The 16902-nt window shown below is 65.0% G+C and carries 15 protein-coding genes; 5 read left to right on the forward strand and 10 right to left on the reverse strand.

Going from position 1 to position 16902, the window contains the following annotated elements:
- Positions 1-34: 34 nt before the first annotated feature.
- From leuS to AC1ZQA_RS15015, 4 genes are all read left to right on the forward strand, one after another.
- Complete coding sequence (gene leuS / locus AC1ZQA_RS15000) at positions 35-2680, forward strand: leucine--tRNA ligase (protein WP_482677640.1); 2646 nt, start codon at positions 35-37, stop codon at positions 2678-2680.
- Positions 2681-3172 (forward strand): LPS-assembly lipoprotein LptE, encoded by a 492-nt coding sequence (locus AC1ZQA_RS15005; RefSeq protein ID WP_482677641.1) that lies wholly within the window; start codon positions 2681-2683, stop codon positions 3170-3172. It abuts the gene before it with no gap.
- The gene (gene holA, locus AC1ZQA_RS15010; RefSeq protein ID WP_482677642.1) at positions 3172-4263 is read left to right on the forward strand and encodes a DNA polymerase III subunit delta; all 1092 of its coding nucleotides are present in this window, start codon (positions 3172-3174) and stop codon (positions 4261-4263) included. The genes AC1ZQA_RS15005 and holA overlap by 1 nt, the downstream gene beginning before the upstream one ends.
- A gap of 99 nt (positions 4264-4362) precedes the next feature.
- Positions 4363-5043: a hypothetical protein gene (locus tag AC1ZQA_RS15015; RefSeq protein WP_482677643.1), complete on the forward strand. Its 681-nt coding sequence runs from the start codon at positions 4363-4365 to the stop codon at positions 5041-5043.
- 62 nt (positions 5044-5105) lie between these two features.
- Here AC1ZQA_RS15015 and AC1ZQA_RS15020 read toward each other — a convergent pair whose 3' ends face one another.
- The 9 genes from AC1ZQA_RS15020 to AC1ZQA_RS15060 form a co-directional block, all read right to left on the reverse strand.
- Positions 5106-5864 (reverse strand): HAD family hydrolase, encoded by a 759-nt coding sequence (locus tag AC1ZQA_RS15020; RefSeq protein ID WP_482677644.1) that lies wholly within the window; start codon positions 5862-5864, stop codon positions 5106-5108.
- Positions 5861-6418 carry a thioredoxin family protein gene (locus AC1ZQA_RS15025; protein ID WP_482677645.1) on the reverse strand — a complete coding sequence of 186 codons (558 nt, stop codon included), beginning with the start codon at positions 6416-6418 and terminating at the stop codon, positions 5861-5863. The genes AC1ZQA_RS15020 and AC1ZQA_RS15025 overlap by 4 nt, the downstream gene beginning before the upstream one ends.
- 95 nt (positions 6419-6513) lie before the next feature.
- On the reverse strand, positions 6514-7578 hold the full coding sequence (gene fba, locus AC1ZQA_RS15030) for a class II fructose-bisphosphate aldolase (protein WP_482677646.1): 1065 nt from the start codon (positions 7576-7578) through the stop codon (positions 6514-6516).
- A 39-nt stretch (positions 7579-7617) separates the two neighbouring features.
- Complete coding sequence (locus AC1ZQA_RS15035) at positions 7618-8823, reverse strand: phosphoglycerate kinase (RefSeq protein ID WP_482677647.1); 1206 nt, start codon at positions 8821-8823, stop codon at positions 7618-7620.
- A gap of 59 nt (positions 8824-8882) precedes the next feature.
- Entirely contained in the window at positions 8883-9890 is a 1008-nt protein-coding gene (gene gap, locus AC1ZQA_RS15040) for a type I glyceraldehyde-3-phosphate dehydrogenase (RefSeq protein ID WP_482677648.1), read from the reverse strand.
- Positions 9891-9955: 65 nt separating this feature from the next.
- A complete protein-coding gene (gene gph, locus AC1ZQA_RS15045; RefSeq protein ID WP_482677649.1) occupies positions 9956-10660 on the reverse strand; it encodes a phosphoglycolate phosphatase in 705 nt (234 codons plus the stop codon).
- Between the two features lie 20 nt (positions 10661-10680).
- Entirely contained in the window at positions 10681-12708 is a 2028-nt protein-coding gene (gene tkt / locus AC1ZQA_RS15050; protein WP_482677650.1) for a transketolase, read from the reverse strand.
- Between the two features lie 18 nt (positions 12709-12726).
- Entirely contained in the window at positions 12727-13602 is an 876-nt protein-coding gene (locus AC1ZQA_RS15055; protein ID WP_482677651.1) for a phosphoribulokinase, read from the reverse strand.
- Between the two features lie 162 nt (positions 13603-13764).
- Entirely contained in the window at positions 13765-14844 is a 1080-nt protein-coding gene (locus AC1ZQA_RS15060; protein WP_482677652.1) for a class 1 fructose-bisphosphatase, read from the reverse strand.
- A 366-nt stretch (positions 14845-15210) separates the two neighbouring features.
- Between AC1ZQA_RS15060 and AC1ZQA_RS15065 the strand changes: the two genes are divergently transcribed.
- A complete protein-coding gene (locus tag AC1ZQA_RS15065; RefSeq protein ID WP_482677653.1) occupies positions 15211-16170 on the forward strand; it encodes a LysR family transcriptional regulator in 960 nt (319 codons plus the stop codon).
- 13 nt (positions 16171-16183) lie between these two features.
- Here AC1ZQA_RS15065 and AC1ZQA_RS15070 read toward each other — a convergent pair whose 3' ends face one another.
- Complete coding sequence (locus tag AC1ZQA_RS15070; protein ID WP_482677654.1) at positions 16184-16894, reverse strand: 16S rRNA (uracil(1498)-N(3))-methyltransferase; 711 nt, start codon at positions 16892-16894, stop codon at positions 16184-16186.
- Between the last annotated feature and the right edge of the window lie 8 nt (positions 16895-16902).

Raw genomic sequence — 16902 nt, forward strand, 5'->3', positions numbered from 1 at the left:
GGCCCCGGTGCGGCCCCAACCTGCAAGCTCCAAGATGAACGAGAAGTACGACGCCAGCGCGGTCGAAGCCGCCGCGCAAGCCCATTGGCAAGCCACCGACGCCTACCGCGTGCGCGAGGACAAGCCGGGCACCAAGTTCTACGCCTGCTCGATGCTGCCCTACCCCTCGGGCAAGCTGCACATGGGCCATGTGCGCAACTACACCATCAACGACATGCTCACCCGCCATCTGCGGATGAACGGTCACAATGTGCTCATGCCCATGGGCTGGGACGCCTTCGGCCTGCCTGCAGAAAACGCGGCGATCAAAAACAAGGTGCCCCCGGCACAGTGGACCTACGACAACATCGCCACCATGAAACGGCAGATGCAGGCCATGGGCCTGGCGATCGACTGGAGCCGCGAGGTCGCCACTTGCGCGCCCGACTACTACAAGTGGAACCAGTGGCTGTTCCTCAAGATGCTGGAAAAAGGCATCGCCGAACGCCGCACCCAGGTGGTCAACTGGGACCCGGTGGACCAGACCGTACTGGCCAACGAACAGGTGATCGACGGACGCGGCTGGCGCAGCGGCGCCGTGGTGGAAAAACGCGAAATCCCCGGCTACTACCTCAAGATCACCGACTACGCCGAGGAACTGCTCGCCGCGGTGGCCGACCCCAGCGACAAGAACTATCTGCACGGCTGGCCCGAGCGCGTGCGGTTGATGCAGGAGAACTGGATCGGCAAGAGCGAGGGGGTGCGCTTTGCCTTCCCGCACCAGATCCGCGATGCCTCCGGCACGCTGATCCAGGACGGCAGGCTGTATGTGTTCACCACCCGCGCCGACACCATCATGGGCGTGACCTTCTGCGCGGTCGCGCCCGAACACCCGCTGGCCGCGCATGCCGCAGCGGGCAACCCGGAGCTGGCCGCGTTCATCGCCCGCTGCCAGCAGGGCGGCACCACCGAGGCCGAGCTGGCGCTCAAAGAAAAGGAAGGCATGCCCACGGGGCTGGCCGTGACCCATCCGCTCACCGGCGAGGCGGTGCCGGTGTGGGTGGGCAACTATGTGCTGATGAGCTACGGCGACGGCGCCGTGATGGGCGTGCCCGCGCACGACGCGCGCGACTTCGCCTTCGCCAGGAAATACGGCCTGCCGATCAAGCAGGTGATCCGCGTGGAAGGCGAGACCTTCTCCGCCGACGCCTGGGCCGACTGGTACGGCGACAAGCAGCGCGGGGTGTGCGTGCACTCGGGCGTGCTCGACGGGCTGGATCACCGCGCCGCGGTGGACAAGGTCGCCGAACTCCTCGCAGCCAAAGGCTTGGGCGAGAAGCGCACCACCTGGCGGCTGCGCGACTGGGGCATTTCCCGCCAGCGGTATTGGGGCACGCCGATTCCCATCATCCACTGCCCGGACTGCGGCGCGGTGCCGGTGCCGGAAAAGGATTTGCCCGTGGTGCTGCCGGAAAACCTCATTCCCGACGGCAGCGGCAACCCGCTGGCCAAATGTGCCGAGTTCGTCGATGTGCCGTGCCCGCGCTGTGGCAAGCCGGCACAGCGCGAGACCGACACCATGGACACCTTCGTCGATTCGTCCTGGTACTTCCTGCGCTACACCTGCGCGGACAACCCCGCCGCGATGGTCGATGCCCGCACCGACTACTGGATGCCGATGGACCAGTACATCGGCGGCATCGAGCACGCGATTCTGCACCTGCTGTACGCGCGCTTCTGGACCAAGGTGATGCGCGACCTCGGGCTGGTGAAGGCCGACGAGCCGTTCACCCGCTTGCTCACGCAGGGCATGGTGCTCAACCACATCTATTCGCGCAAAACCGCGCAGGGCGGCATCGACTACTTCTGGCCGCACGAGGTCGAGAACGTGTTCGATGCGCAGGGCAAGATCACCTCCGCCCGGCTCAAGGCCGACGGTTCGGCGGTGGACTACGGCGGCGTGGGCACCATGAGCAAGAGCAAGAACAACGGGGTCGATCCGCAGGAACTGATCGACCGCTTCGGCGCCGATACCGCGCGGTTGTTCACCATGTTCGCCGCCCCGCCCGAGGCCACGCTGGAATGGAACGACGCTGCGGTGGAAGGCGCACACCGCTTCCTCAGGCGGGTGTGGGCCTTGGCCCACCGCCACGCCGCCGCGATGACCACTGCGCCGGATCTGCCCGCAGGTGACGCGCTCGCCGCCGTCAAGACGCTGCGCCGCGACGTTCATCTGACCCTGCGGCAGATCAGCTTCGACTACGAACGCATGCAATACAACACGGTGGTGTCGGGCGCGATGAAACTGCTCAACACCCTCGAAGGTGCAGACATGGCAACAGTCGGCATGCCCGCTGCGCTGCGCGAGGGGTTCGGCGTTCTGCTGCGCGTGCTCTACCCCGCCACTCCGCATATCGCCCACACCCTGTGGGTGGAACTCGGCTTTGCAAGCCAACACGGCGATCTGCTCGACGCGCCCTGGCCGCAGGTCGATGAGTCCGCATTGGTGCAGGACACCATCGAACTCATGCTGCAGGTCAATGGCAAGCTGCGCGGTGCATTGCATGTGCCCGCCAGCGCCGACAAGGCCGCCATCGAAGCCGCCGCGCTGGCCAGCGCGGACTTCGCCCGGTTCAGCGAGGGCAAGGTGGCGAAGAAAGTCATCGTCGTCCCCGGTCGGCTGGTCAATGTGGTGGTCTGAATGAAGCGCCGCAGTGTCGTCGTTCTCGCCCCGCTCGCGCTGCTGTCCGCCTGCGGCTTTCAACTGCGCGGATCGACCGATCTGTCGTTCCATTCGCTGTTCGTGCAGGGCACACCGACCTCGGCCTTTGTCATTGCGCTCAAGCGGCGCATTGCGGCCACCACCGCAACCCGCATTGCGCCAGATGCCAAATCGGCCCAGGCCGTGTTCACCCTGCTGGGCGAATCGCAGACGCAGACCGCGCAGGCCTACAATGCAGACGGCACGGTGGCGCAATACCTGCTGCGCTACACGGTGCGGTTTCAGCTCGCCACGCCCCAGGGCAAGGTGCTGATCGCCCCCACCGACCTGTCGCAGACCAGCAACCTGAGCTACAACTCCAGTGCCACGCTGGCCAAGGCCAACGAGTCTGACCTGCTCTACCGCGGCATGCGCGAGGAACTGATCGACCGTCTGATGTACCAGCTCGCCGCGGTGAGGATGCCCAACTGATGCAGATCGCCGCCGATCAACTCGAGGCCCATCTCGCCAGCAAGCTGAGCCCGCTCTATGCGGTACATGGCGACGAGGTGCTGCTGGTCAACGAAGCGGTCGATGCCATACGCGCGCGCGCACGCGCGCTAGGCTTCGACGAGCGCGAGAGCCACACGGTGGAACGCGGTTTCGACTGGAGCCAGTTGCTCGCGGGCAGCCGCGAGATAAGCCTGTTCGGCGGGCGGCGGCTGATCGAGCTGCGCATTCCCGGCGGCAAGCCCGGGCGCGATGGGGCCGAGGCGCTGACCGCACTGTCCGGGCATCTCTCGCCGGAGGTGATGGCGCTGGTCGTGCTGCCCCGGCTGGACGCGGCCACGCAGAAATCCGCCTGGTTCAGCGCCCTGGCGCAGACCGGTGTCGCGGTGCGGGTGGACAGCGTGGAACTGGCGCAATTGCCGCGCTGGATTGCTGCACGGCTGCAGCGCCACGGCTTCACCCTGCCTGCAGGCGACGCCGGACGGGCGCTGATCGACTTTCTGGTGGCGCGGGTGGAGGGCAATCTGCTGGCCGCGCATCAGGAAATCGAAAAGCTCGCGCTGCTGTGTCCACCCGGCCCACTCGACCCCGAGATGGTCGAGCAGGCGGTGCTGAACGTGGCGCGCTACAGCGTGTTCAAGCTCGGCGAGGCGGTGCTCGGCGGAGACGTGGCCCGGCTGCTGCGCATGCTCGCCGGACTGCAGGCCGAAGGCGTGGCCCCGGTGCTGGTGCACTGGACACTGGCCGACGACGTGCGCGCCTGGCTGCGCATCCGCCAGGGGCTGGACGCCGGGCAGGCCTTGCCCGCACTGCTGCGCGCCAATCGCATCTGGGGCGTGAAGGAGAAGTTGCTGGAACGCGCCTTGCCGCGCCTGCGCACCCCTGATCTGGAGCGCCTGCTGCAGCTCGCCGCGCAATGCGATCTGGCCGTCAAGGGCCTGCGGCCCGACACCCTGCCGCGCGCACCGTGGGACGCACTGCAGGTGCTGGCGCTGTCCATGCTCGACGCGCTTTGGCCCACCCCGCCGAGCGCGCGACAGGGGCGGCGGCTGGTGCTGCATGCAGCGCTCTGAACTCTGGCGCCATTCGCCAGTCCCACACGGCACCCTGCTGTGCAGGTTTCGAACCCTCACTGAGCCGCCCTGGTGCGGCGTTTTTCACCATCATTCATCATGTTCCAACATCGCCCCACGACCCGCCTGACCCGAACCCTGGCCGCTCTCACTCTGGCAATGGCCACCTCGCAGCTCGCTGCATTTGCGCAAACTGCAGCCGCTGGCGCACCCAGCCTCACCGCGGGCCCGGATGATGTGATGCGCATTCTGCCCACCGAGCTGCTTGCCGCGGTGCGGCAGCCCTGCCACGGCATCAAGATCGCCACCCCGGCGTGGGACGCGCAGCTCGACGCCTCGGCCAAGTTGCTGCTCACCCTGGATCAGGCCGCGGTACCCGCCGGGCAGGCCACGCTGCCCCGGGCCATGCTGTGCCCGGCGCCCAGTGCCCTCGCCGCAGCCTGGACGCGCGCGGCAGAGCAGGCGAACAATCTGGTCAAGCTCGACTTTCCCGGCGCTCCGCTGCAGGCGGCCGGCGCAGACGGCAAACAGGCGTCTGCGATCACCGGCGCGAGCTTCATCGGTCTGAAGGGCAGCCGCGTGCTGGTGGTCAACCAGAGTGCGCAGCCGGTGCGCGTGCGCCTGGGAACCTGGGTGAGCAAGACCGCGCGGCTGGATCAGTACACCGAGCAGCCCGGCGCGGCCAAACCGCCACGGATCGAGCACCTGCAGCGTCCGCTGGACGCGCAGGATGCGCAAGGCGTGCTGCTGCCGCCGAAATCGCTCAGTGTGATCGGCTGAACCCCGCTCGCACACGCGTTCTCAAGCAAACGCAGGGTCGGCGTGCCGACCCTGGGGCCATTTCAAGCCGCCCACTGCCGCAGTTCAGCCAGTCCGACCACACCCGTCCACGGCTGGCCTTGCACCTGTCCCGAGGCCGGGACGGCGTCATCGCCCAGGCCATCGAGCCAGGCCAGCGCGCCGTCGAAGTTTTCATGATGGGTGTAGGCCCCGGTGGTGACCACCGTGCGCAGCCCGGCGCCCTGCGCGGCGCGCAGACCGTTGGTCGAGTCTTCAAAGGCCAGAGCGTGTTCGGGGCGCAGCGCCATGCGCTCCAGCACCCAGGTGTAGATACCGGGATCGGGCTTCTTGCGCGGCACTGCATCGCCCGCGCCCACGGCCTCGAACCAGCGCATGCCACCCGCGCCCAGCGTGGCGTTGATCAGAGCCTCGACATTGTCGGGTGTCGTGGTGGTGGCGATCGCCAGCCGCAGCCCGGCGCCTCGGGCCTGCTCCAGCAGCCGCCGCACGCCGGGGCGCAGGCTGATGCCGCCTTCGGCGACCAGGCGCACGTAATGCGCGGTCTTGCGGCGATGCAGTTCGGCGATCAGGCCAGCTGCCTCCGGGCGTGTCGCTGCCTGCGGATCGATCTCCTGCCAATAGGCCAGCATGCGCTCCTTGCCGCCGGTGATGGCGAGCAGGCGACCGTAGGTCGGCACGTCCCAGTTCCAGTCGAGACCGGCATCGGCAAAGGCCTGGTTGAAGGCGATGCGGTGGCCGTCGCGCTCGGTTTCGGCCAGGGTGCCGTCCACGTCGAAAATCAGGGCCTGAAGCGTGCTCATGGCGCGTCCTTCCACTTGATCGAGCAGCCGATGCTGGGATATTGCTCGTCGGGACCAATGCCTGTGACGGCGATCTGCTTCATGGCCTCGAACAGATCACGGCGCACATCGGGCGCCGCGGCCTGCTTGCGCGAGGCGTCGAGCTGGCCGCGGTACTGCAGTTTCAGATCGGCGTTGAAGCCGAAAAAGTCGGGGGTGCACACGGCGCCGTAGGCCTTGGCCACGGCCTGCGATTCGTCGAACAGGTAGGGGAAGGAAAAGCCGTGCCGAGCGGCAAACACCTTCATGTTGTCGAAGGAATCCTCTGGGTAGGCGGTTACATCATTGCTGTTGATCGCGACCGCGCCGATGCCCAGCGCGCGCAATTCGTCGGTGTCGCGCCGGATGCGGTCGGCCACAGCCTGCACGTAGGGGCAATGGTTGCAGATGAACATCACCAGCAGCCCCTTGGGGCCGCGCAGGTCGGCCAGGGCATGGCTGCGCCCGTCGATGCCGGGCAGCGAAAAATCAGGGGCGGCAAAGCCGCGTTGCAGCGGGTCGGCAGTGGCAGCCATGTGCATCTCCTCGCGAGGGTGGAAACAAAAGGTCGCACAGACGACAACCCCGGCAGGTGCCGGGGTTGTCGGTCAGTCTTGGTCAAGCACGGGAATCAGTTCACCTTGGGATCGAGCAGACCCTTTTCATAGCGCCTGGACATGTCTTCCAGGGTGATGGGCTTGATCTTGGCCGCATTGCCCGCCGTGCCGAAGGCTTCGTAGCGCGCCTTGCAGATGTCCTTCATGGCCTTGGTCGAGGCGATGAGGAATTTGCGCGGGTCGAACTCTTTCGGGTGCTCGGCCAGGAACTTGCGGGTGGCACCAGTGGAAGCCATGCGCAGGTCGGTGTCGATGTTGACCTTGCGCACACCGTGCTTGATGCCTTCGACGATCTCTTCCACCGGCACACCATAGGTCTCGCCCATGTCGCCGCCGTAGGAGTTGATGATCTTGAGCCACTCCTGGGGCACCGAGGAGGAACCGTGCATCACCAGATGGGTGTTGGGGATGCGGGCGTGGATTTCCTTGATGCGGCCGATGGCCAGGATGTCGCCGGTGGGCGGACGGGTGAACTTGTAGGCGCCGTGGCTGGTGCCGATGGCAATGGCCAGGGCATCGACCTGGGTCTTTTTCACGAAGTCGGCGGCCTCTTCCGGGTCGGTGAGGAGCTGGCTGTGATCGAGCGCGCCTTCGGCGCCGATGCCGTCTTCCTCACCGGCCATGCCGGTTTCGAGCGAGCCCAGGCAACCGAGTTCACCCTCGACCGACACGCCGCAGGCATGCGACATTTCAACCACTTTGCGGGTGACATCGACGTTGTATTCGTAGGTGGTCGGGGTCTTGCCGTCGGTACCGAGCGAGCCGTCCATCATCACCGAGCTGAAGCCCAGTTGAATGGAGCGCTGGCACACGCTGGGGCTGGTGCCGTGATCCTGGTGCATGACCACGGGAATGTGCGGCCACTCCTCGACCGCGGCCTCGATGAGGTGGCGCAGGAAGGGCGCACCGGCGTACTTGCGGGCCCCGGCGGAGGCCTGCAGGATGACGGGCGAGTTGGTCTCGTCGGCGGCTTCCATGATGGCGCGCACCTGTTCGAGGTTGTTGACGTTGAAGGCGGGGACGCCGTAGGAATGCTCGGCGGCGTGGTCGAGCAGTTGACGCAGGGAAATCAGGGCCATGACGGTCTCCTCAAGGAAAATGAATCGGGTTCAGCGGTTTCAGGACAGGGGCTGCTTGGCGCGTTGCTGCAGGATCTCGAAAGCCGGCAGGGTCTTGCCCTCGAGAATTTCGAGGAAGGCGCCACCCCCGGTGGAGATATAGCCGATCTGGTCGGCAATGCCGTACTTGGCAATCGCCGCCAGCGTGTCGCCACCGCCCGCGATGGAGAACGCCGGGCTGGCAGCGATGGCCTCGGCCAGGGTCTTGGTGCCGTTGGCGAAGGCATCGAATTCGAACACGCCGACCGGCCCGTTCCAGACGATGGTGCCTGCGGTCTTGAGCTTGGCGGCCAGCGCGGCTGCGGTCTTGGGACCGATGTCGAGAATCAGATCGTCATCGGCGACATCCTTGGCGTCCTTGACGGTGGCTTCGGCCGTGGCGCTGAACTGCTTGGCAACCACCACGTCCTGCGGGATGGGCACTTCCGCACCGCGTGCCTTCATCTTGTCCATGACCTTCCTGGCTTCATCGACCAGATCGGGCTCGGCCAGGCTCTTGCCGATGGGCAGGCCCTCGGCCAGCATGAAGGTGTTGGCGATGCCGCCGCCGACGATCAGGCCGTCGACCTTGTCGGCCAGCGCCTGCAGGATGGTGAGCTTGGTCGACACCTTGGAGCCTGCAACGATGGCGACCAGCGGGCGCGCGGGCTTTTCCAGCGCGCGGCTGATGGCGTCGATCTCGGCGGCCAGCAGCGGACCCGCGCAGGCGATCGGCGCGTATTTGGCGATGCCGTAGGTGGTGGCCTCGGCGCGGTGCGCGGTGCCGAAGGCGTCGTTGACATAGATGTCGCAGAGCTTGGCGATCTTCTGTGACAGCGCGTCGTCGTTCTTTTTCTCACCCTTGTTGACCCGGGCGTTCTCGAGCATGACCACATCGCCGGGGCGCACATCGAAGCCGCCATCGACCCAATCGGCCTGCAGCCGCACCGGCACGCCGAGCAGCTCGCTCATGCGCCTGGCCACGGGAGCCAGAGAATCTTCCGGTTTGAACTCGCCCTCGGTCGGGCGGCCCAGGTGCGAGGTGATCATCACCCCGGCACCGGCGTCGAGCGCCATCTTCACCGCGGGCACGGAAGCGCGCACGCGTGTGTCCTCGGTGATCTCGCCCTTGTCGTTGAGCGGCACGTTCAGGTCGGCGCGGATGAACACGCGCTTGTCCTGAGCGAAACCGCGCTTGCACACTTCTTCAAAGGTCAGAATTTGCATCAGTCTCTCCTCGGTTCAGCTCCCTGCGGATCTGCGCGCAGATCCGCAGGGCAACGACATCAGTGGCTGGCGACGTGCTTGACAAAACGCATCATGTTGCAGGTGTAGCCGTATTCGTTGTCGTACCAGGACACGACCTTGACGAAGGTGGAATCGAGGGCGATCCCGGCTTCGGCGTCGAAGATCGACGGCATGGAGCAGCCACGGTAATCGGTGGAGACGACCTTGTCTTCGGTGTAGCCGAGCACGCCCTTGAGCGGGCCTTCGGAAGCGGCCTTCATCGCGGCGCAGATGTCGGCGTAGCTGGCTTCCTTGTTCAGTTCGACGGTCAGGTCGACCACCGACACGTCGGGCGTGGGCACGCGGAAGGCCATGCCGGTGAGCTTCTTGTTCAGCTCGGGGATGACCTTGCCCACGGCCTTGGCCGCGCCGGTGCTGGAGGGGATGATGTTGTCGAGGATGCCGCGGCCACCGCGCCAGTCCTTGCTCGACGGGCCGTCCACGGTCTTTTGCGTGGCGGTGGCGGCATGCACCGTGCTCATCAGGCCGCGCTTGATGCCGAAGCTGTCGTTGAGCACCTTGGCCACCGGGGCCAGGCAGTTGGTGGTGCAGGAGGCAGCGGAGACGATTTTCTCGCCGGCGTACTTGGCGTGGTTCACGCCATAGACGAACATCGGCGTGTCATCCTTGGATGGGGCGGACTGCACCACTTTCTTGGCACCGGCGTCGATGTGCTTCTGGCAGGTGTCGAGGGTGAGGAAGAAACCGGTGGCTTCGACCACCACGTCGGCATTCACCTCGCCCCACTTCAGGTTGGCGGGATCGCGCTCGGCGGTCAGGCGGATCTTCTTGCCGTTGACTACGAGGTTGTTGCCCTCCACGCCCACGGTGCCGTTGAAGCGGCCATGGACCGAGTCGTACTGCAGCATGTAGGCCAGGTAGTCGGGTTCGAGCAGGTCGTTGATGGCAACGATTTCCATGTCCTTGAACTCGGCTTCCTGTGCCACGGCACGGAACACCATGCGACCGATACGGCCAAAGCCATTGATTGCAACACGAATGGTCATGAAACTCTCCTGAATGAAGTGAGGGAACGGAAATGGGTGTCTGTGTGGGCGTCTGCGCGTTGCGATCAATCCGCCAGGTTCAGGGCGGGTGCGTTCACGGCCTCGGCGACTGTGGCCACCGTGGGGATGACGCGATCCGGCGTGGCCAGGGCGATGGGCTTGCCATGGTTGTAGCCATAGGGCACGGCCCACACCGCCACACCGGCGGCCCGCGCCGTCGCGACGTCGATCTCGGAGTCGCCGACGAACAGCGCCCGGTCGGTCGGCACTTTGAGGGCGTCGAGGCAGTAGCGTACCGGCAGGGGATCGGGCTTCTTGGCTTCGAGCGTGTCCCCGGCAACCACCATGTCGAAGTAATGCCGGATGCCGTGCACCATCAAGACCGTGGTGGCAAAACGCTGCTCCTTGTTGGTGACCAGGGCGATGCGCACCTGTGCGCCGCGCAGAGCGCGCAGGGTATCCAGCACATCGGGGTAGAGACGGCTGCGCTGCCCGGTGCGCGCGGCGTAGAACTCGGCAAAGCGCGGCATCAGGATGTCGAGCGTGCCAGTACGCCGCACCGTCTCTTCCTCGAGGCCGGTGGCGTGCGCATAGGCATGCAGCAGCAGCTCGCGCGTGCCGTGTCCGATCCAGGCGCGGATCAGATGCTCGGAGACCTCGGGCAGTTGCTGGTCACGCAGCAGGTCGTTGACCGCATCGGCGATTTCCGGCGCGGTTTCCACCAGCGTGCCATCGAGGTCGAACATCACCAGATCGAACAGTCCGGACATGGTTGCGGGTTCCAGTGCGCTCAGGCGGCTTGCAGCACGGACTTGGCCACGGCAACCGTGTGCTCTGCAGTCACCTTGAAGTGCTGATAGAGCTGCGGCGCCGGCGCGGATTCGCCAAAGGTGGCAATGCCGACGATGCCGCCGTTCAGGCCGACATACTTGTGCCAGAAGTCGGGATGCCCGGCTTCGATGGCCACGCGCGGCACGCCTGCGGGCAGCACATCGTTTCGATAGGCCGCGTCCTGCCGGTCGAAGGCATTGGTGCAGGGCATGGAGACCACGCGGGTGGCGATGCCGCCGTCCTGCAACTGCGTCTGCGCCTTGAGGGCGATTTCCACTTCCGAGCCGGTGGCGATCAGCACGATCTGCGGCTTGCCGCCCTGCGCTTCGGACAGCACATAGCCGCCACGCGAAATGAAGCGCTCGGCGTCTTCCGGATGCGGGGTCGACACCAGATTCTGGCGCGACAGCAGCAGTGCGCTGGGGCCATGCTTGCGCTCGATGGCATGCTTCCAGGCCACTGCGGTTTCGAGCACATCGGCCGGACGCCAGACATCCAGATTGGGAATGAGGCGCAGGCTGGACGGCTGCTCGATGGGCTGGTGCGTCGGGCCGTCTTCGCCCAGGCCGATGGAGTCGTGCGTGAACACATGGATCACGCGCTGCTTCATCAGCGCGCTCATGCGCACGCCGTTGCGCGAGTAGTCGGAGAACATCAGGAAGGTGCCGCCATAGGGCAGGAAGCCGCCATGCAGCGCCATGCCGTTCATCATCGCGACCATGCCGAACTCGCGCACGCCATACGACAGATAGTTGAACGCCGTGCCCGGTGCAGCTTTCTCGAACGAATGCGAGGCCTTCACTGCAGTCAGGTTGGAGCCGGTCAAGTCGGCCGAGCCGCCGAACAGCCCGGGCAGCGCAGGCACCAGCGTCTCCAGCGCGATCTGCGAGGACTTGCGGGTGGCGGTGGCTGCGGTGACCTCGCGCGCCTTGGCATACAGGGTCTGCACGGTCTGGCCCCAGTTGGCGGGCAGATCGCCCGCCATGCGGCGCTTGAACTCGGCGGCAAGCTCGGGATGCGCCTTTTCATACGCAGCGAAGCGCGCATTCCAGTCGGCTTCGAGCTTGGCTCCGTGGAACCTGGCATCCCAGGCCTGGTAGATGTCGGCGGGGATTTCGAAGGGGCCGTAGTCCCAGCCCAGCGCGCGGCGGGTGGCATCGGCCTCGGCCTGGCCGAGCGCGGCGCCGTGCACGTCGTGCGTGCCGGCCTTGTTCGGCGAGCCCCAGCCGATGGTGGTACGGCAGATGATGAGGGTGGATTTGTCGCTGGTCTTGGCCTCGGCGGTGGCCTTCTCCACGGCGACCGCATCATGGCCGTCGATCGGGCCGATCACGTTCCAGCCATAGGCCAGGAAGCGCTGCGCGGTGTTGTCGGAGAACCAGTGCTCGACATGACCGTCGATGGAAATGCCGTTGTCGTCGTAATAGGCGATGAGCTTGTTCAGCTTCAGGGTGCCAGCCAGCGAGCAGGCTTCGTGGCTGATGCCCTCCATCAGGCAGCCGTCGCCCAGGAACACATAGGTATGGTGGTCGACGATGGCGTGACCGGGCTGGTTGAACTGGGCAGCCAGCACCTTTTCGGCCAGCGCCATGCCCACGCCGTTGGCGATGCCCTGACCCAGCGGGCCGGTGGTGGTTTCCACGCCCGGGGTGTAGCCGACCTCGGGGTGGCCCGGGGTCTTGCTGTGCAGCTGGCGGAAGCGCTTGAGTTCTTCGATCGGCAGGTCGTAGCCGGTCAGATGCAGCAGCGCGTAGATCAGCATCGAGCCGTGGCCGTTGGACAGCACGAAGCGGTCGCGGTTTGCCCAGTGCGGATTGGCCGGGTTGTGGTGCAGGTGATTGCGCCACAGCACTTCGGCGATGTCGGCCATGCCCATGGGGGCGCCGGGGTGGCCGGAGTTGGCGGCCTGCACGCCGTCGATGGCGAGGAAGCGGATGGCGTTGGCCAGACGGCGGCGCTGTTGGGTATCGAGTTGCAGGGTGGTCATGGTGGGTATCCCGGAGGTTCAGCCAGCGCGACGCTTGAGGTCCATCAAGCGCAGGATCATGGGGGTGAAAATCAGCTGCATGGCAATGCCCATCTTGCCGCCGGGCACGACCAGGGTGTTGGGACGGCTCATCCACGAGTCGTGGAGCATGGACAGCAGATAGGGGAAGTCGATGCCCTTGGGGTTCGCGAAGCGGATCACCACCATGCTTTCATCGAGGGTGGGAATGTCCTTGGCGATGAAGGGATTGGAGGTGTCGACCGTGGGCACGCGCTGGAAATTGACGTGGGTACGCGAGAACTGCGGCGTGATGTGGTGCACGTAGTCGGGCATGCGGCGCAGGATGGTGTCCATCACGGCCTCTTGCGAGTAGCCGCGCTGGATCTGGTCGCGGTGCAGCTTCTGAATCCACTCCAGGTTGATGATGGGCACCACGCCCACGAGCAGATCGACCTGCTTGGACACGTCGATGGTGCCGTCGGCATAGCCGCCATGCAGACCTTCGTAGAACATCAGGTCGGAACCCGGCTTGATGTCCTTCCAGTCGGTGAAGTTGCCGGGCTCGACGCCGAATTCGGCCGCCTCGCTCGCATCGTGAATGTACTTGCGCACCTTGCCGCCGCCGGTCTCGCCATAGGCCTTGAACACGGCTTCCAGTTCGCCCAGCAGATTGGCGTCGGGGCCGAAGTGGCTGAAGTGGCGGTTGCCCGCTGCTTCCTGCTTTTTCATTTCCTCACGCATTTCCATGCGGTTGAAGCGATGGAAAGAATCGCCCTCGACGATCTGCGCAGTGAGTTTCTCACGGCGGAAAATGTGCTGGAAGCTGCGCATCACCGTGGTGGTGCCGGCGCCCGACGACCCGGTGATGGCAATGATGGGATGTTTGACAGACATGGTGCGAGCCTCTTTTCAATACAAGGAAATCAATGCATGCGGCGCTCGTCTTGATGCGGGCCACCGCCAGGGTTGATCAGGCATGAAGCACAATCGCTGCCGCTTGGCCTGCTCCGCTTCGGCACAGGCCAGAGCGCGCAGTTCACGCGGCAGCGGCGAACATCAACTGCGGGCTTCGTCGCGATACAGCGAACGCTCTTTGAACAGCGGAGATTCAAAGGCCTTGTCTTCGCCGCGATCGTATTCGGCGTGATAGCGTTCCAGGCGCTCGATTTCGTTCCTGGAACCCAGCATCACCGGCACGCGCTGATGCAGCGAGGTGGGCTGCACCTCAAGGATACGCCCGCGCCCGGTGGACGCTGCGCCGCCCGCCTGTTCGATGATCATGCCGATCGGATTGGCTTCGTACATCAGGCGCAGACGGCCCGGCTTGCTCGGGTCTTTGGTGTCCTTGGGGTACATGAAAATGCCACCGCGCATCAGGATGCGATGCACATCGGCCACCATCGAGGCGATCCAGCGGGTGTTGAAGTCGCGTCCGCGCACCCCCGTCTTGCCGGCCTTGCACTCGGCGACGTAGCGCTGCACAGGCGGTTCCCAGAAACGCTCGTTGCTGGTGTTGATCGCGAATTCGCTGGTGTCTGCGGGAATCTGCAGATTGGGATGGGTGAGGATGAAGTTGCCGATTTCGCGATCGAGGGTGAAACCGTGCGTACCCTTGCCGACCGTCAGCACCAGCATGGTGGACGGGCCGTAGATGGCATAGCCGGCAGCGACCTGCTCCACGCCGGGGCGAAGGTAGTCGGCCACGGTGGGGTCGCCGATCTTGGTGTGGCGCAGCACCGAGAAAATGGTGCCAACCGACACATTGACATCGGTGTTGCTCGATCCGTCGAGCGGATCGAAGATGAGCATGTAGGGGCCGCGCTCGTATTCCTTGGGCAGCACATAGGGGTCATCCATCTCTTCGGAGGCCATGCCGGCCACCAGTCCACCCCACTCGCACGCCTGGATCATGGCGTCGTTGGAGAGCACGTCGAGCTTTTTCTGCACTTCGCCCTGTACGTTGTGCGTGTCGAGCGCGCCGAGGAAGCCGCCGAGCGCCCCCTTGGACGTCATGGCGGAGATGGCCTTGACCGCAGCGGTCACGTCCACCAGCAACGCGGCCAGATCGGCCTGATCGTCCGTGCCGTGCAATTGCTCGATGAGGAATTTTGAGACTGTGGTGCGACCGGACTGCATGATGTGGCTCCCAATGGTGATAGGCCTCGGTCAGCAAATTCCCCTGCCACACAGATGCAGGGCAAGCCGCTGGCGCGAGGCCTGATGACTTTTTGAAGCAACCTGCCGCGCGCACTGCGCAAGTACCACGCAAGCGCCAAGTCACTTCAAAAAGCCCGCAGCCCCAAAACGGAGACTCGCATGAACAGACTTCATCGGCTGCGGTAAAAGCTCCTGAAGCGAACTTCGGAGCCCGTTCACAAACGGCGCGAATACCACTCGGTTACGGCTTTTTTGCCACAAACCTTTATCGCATGTTGCGAATTTAAGCGGCAATTCGAATTAAGGTAAATTCACGATTTATTGACGTTGAGATCAGGAAAGTTGATGAAAAATGCCACCCTCCGTCAGCTCCGCGTTTTCAGCGCAGCTGCTCGCCATCTGCATTTTGGCAAAGCGGCAAAGGAAATGCATCTGACGCCGCCCGCCGTCTCCATGCAGATTCGCGAGCTGGAAGCCCAGGTCGGGCTGCCCTTGTTCGAGCGTCAGGGGAAGTCGGTCAGCCTGACGCTGACGGGCGAATATCTCGTTGTCTACGCGCGCAAGGTACTCGCCACGCTGAAGGACGCTGAAGATGCCATGGCGCGGCTGCGCGGCATCAAGGCGGGGAGACTGACCATCGGCATGGTGAGCACGGCCCAGTATTTCGTGCCGCGGCTGCTGGCGCGATTCCATGCCGAATATCCTCATGTGGAACTGCGTCTTTCGGTGGGCAATCGCGAGCAGCTGGTCAATCAACTGCAGAACAGCGAGCTGGATCTCGCCATCATGGGACGCCCACCGCGCGACGTGGCCACGCGGGCCGAGCCGTTTGCCGCGCATCCCATGGGCATCATCGCCTCGCCGCAGCACCCTCTGGCGACGGGCGGACCCCATCCGGCCTCCTTGCTCACCCAATTCAATTTCATCATCCGCGAGCCGGGGTCAGGCACGCGCGCGACATTCGAGGAGTATCTGAACCAGCATCAGATGGAATTGCCGATGTTCACCGAGATGCAGAGCAATGAGACCATCAAGCAGGCAGTCATGGCCAATATGGGCATCAGCTTCCTGTCCTTGCACACCATCGAACTGGAACTGAGCAGCGGCCTGCTTGCCGTCCCCTCGATTGAAGGCATGCCATTGCTGCGCCGCTGGTATGCAGTGAACAGCCTGGCCAAGCTGCTGTCACCTGGGGCCGAAACTTTCCGCTATTTCATCCTGGAACACGGAGAGTCCTTTCTTGCCGAAACCTTTGGCAACGCGATCTGGCCGCACGGCATGGACGTGGCAAATACCCGGTCCTGAAACGCAGCGTCGTTCACCCGGCTGCGCGCATCAGCGCCGCCAGCGGCGCTGTATCGGCGCGCAGCACCCTTGGCCCCAGGCTCACAGTATGAAAACCGTGACGCAGCAGCATGGCGGTTTCTTCTTCGTCCAGCCCACCCTCCGGGCCTGAAACCACCCAGCCCGACTCGCCGGAGGCGAAGGGCTGCAGCGGTGCTGTCGCCGTTGGGCTGAGGAGGCAGCGCTGGGTGACGCTGTGGTCGCGTGACAGGCGCTCGAGCCAATCTGGCAGGGTTGCCACCTGCGCAATCACCGGCACGCGATTGCGTCCACATTGCTCGCAGGCAGCAATTGCCACCCCCTGCCAGTGGGCAACCCGGCGCTGCGCGCGCTCGCCCTGCAGCCGCAGCACACTGCGCCGTGTGATCAAGGGCTGGATGGCCGTCACGCCGAGTTCCACGGCTTTTTCCACCAGGGCATCCATGCGTTCGTTCGCCGGCATGCCCATGGCCAGCATGACCCGCGCGTGCGCCTCACGCTCGATCGGGAGGTGTTCCCGCAATTGCAGCCAGCGGTCGTCGAGCAATTCGCCGGCCCACTCTCCGCCGGTGCCGTCAAACACGGTCACCGCCTGTCCCGCAGCCAGACGCAACACCTTGGCGTGCCTTGCCGTCGCCTCTGGCATCGGCAGCCGACCGGGCGCGAGGGTGGCCTCAGACGGCGGGATGAAGAAGCGACAGGACACGGCAATGG

The organism is Thiomonas sp. DCM-2 (assembly GCF_056820905.1).

Excerpts from the sequence above, each read along its gene's own strand:
- leuS (WP_482677640.1), top strand. The coding sequence starts at position 35 with ATGAACGAGAAGTACGACGCCAGCGCGGTCGAAGCCGCCGCGCAAGCC.
- AC1ZQA_RS15005 (WP_482677641.1), top strand. The coding sequence starts at position 2,681 with ATGAAGCGCCGCAGTGTCGTCGTTCTCGCCCCGCTCGCGCTGCTGTCC.
- holA (WP_482677642.1), top strand. The coding sequence starts at position 3,172 with ATGCAGATCGCCGCCGATCAACTCGAGGCCCATCTCGCCAGCAAGCTG.
- AC1ZQA_RS15015 (WP_482677643.1), top strand. The coding sequence starts at position 4,363 with ATGTTCCAACATCGCCCCACGACCCGCCTGACCCGAACCCTGGCCGCT.
- AC1ZQA_RS15020 (WP_482677644.1), bottom strand. The coding sequence starts at position 5,864 with ATGAGCACGCTTCAGGCCCTGATTTTCGACGTGGACGGCACCCTGGCC.
- AC1ZQA_RS15025 (WP_482677645.1), bottom strand. The coding sequence starts at position 6,418 with ATGGCTGCCACTGCCGACCCGCTGCAACGCGGCTTTGCCGCCCCTGAT.
- fba (WP_482677646.1), bottom strand. The coding sequence starts at position 7,578 with ATGGCCCTGATTTCCCTGCGTCAACTGCTCGACCACGCCGCCGAGCAT.
- AC1ZQA_RS15035 (WP_482677647.1), bottom strand. The coding sequence starts at position 8,823 with ATGCAAATTCTGACCTTTGAAGAAGTGTGCAAGCGCGGTTTCGCTCAG.
- gap (WP_482677648.1), bottom strand. The coding sequence starts at position 9,890 with ATGACCATTCGTGTTGCAATCAATGGCTTTGGCCGTATCGGTCGCATG.
- gph (WP_482677649.1), bottom strand. The coding sequence starts at position 10,660 with ATGTCCGGACTGTTCGATCTGGTGATGTTCGACCTCGATGGCACGCTG.
- tkt (WP_482677650.1), bottom strand. The coding sequence starts at position 12,708 with ATGACCACCCTGCAACTCGATACCCAACAGCGCCGCCGTCTGGCCAAC.
- AC1ZQA_RS15055 (WP_482677651.1), bottom strand. The coding sequence starts at position 13,602 with ATGTCTGTCAAACATCCCATCATTGCCATCACCGGGTCGTCGGGCGCC.
- AC1ZQA_RS15060 (WP_482677652.1), bottom strand. The coding sequence starts at position 14,844 with ATGCAGTCCGGTCGCACCACAGTCTCAAAATTCCTCATCGAGCAATTG.
- AC1ZQA_RS15065 (WP_482677653.1), top strand. The coding sequence starts at position 15,211 with ATGAAAAATGCCACCCTCCGTCAGCTCCGCGTTTTCAGCGCAGCTGCT.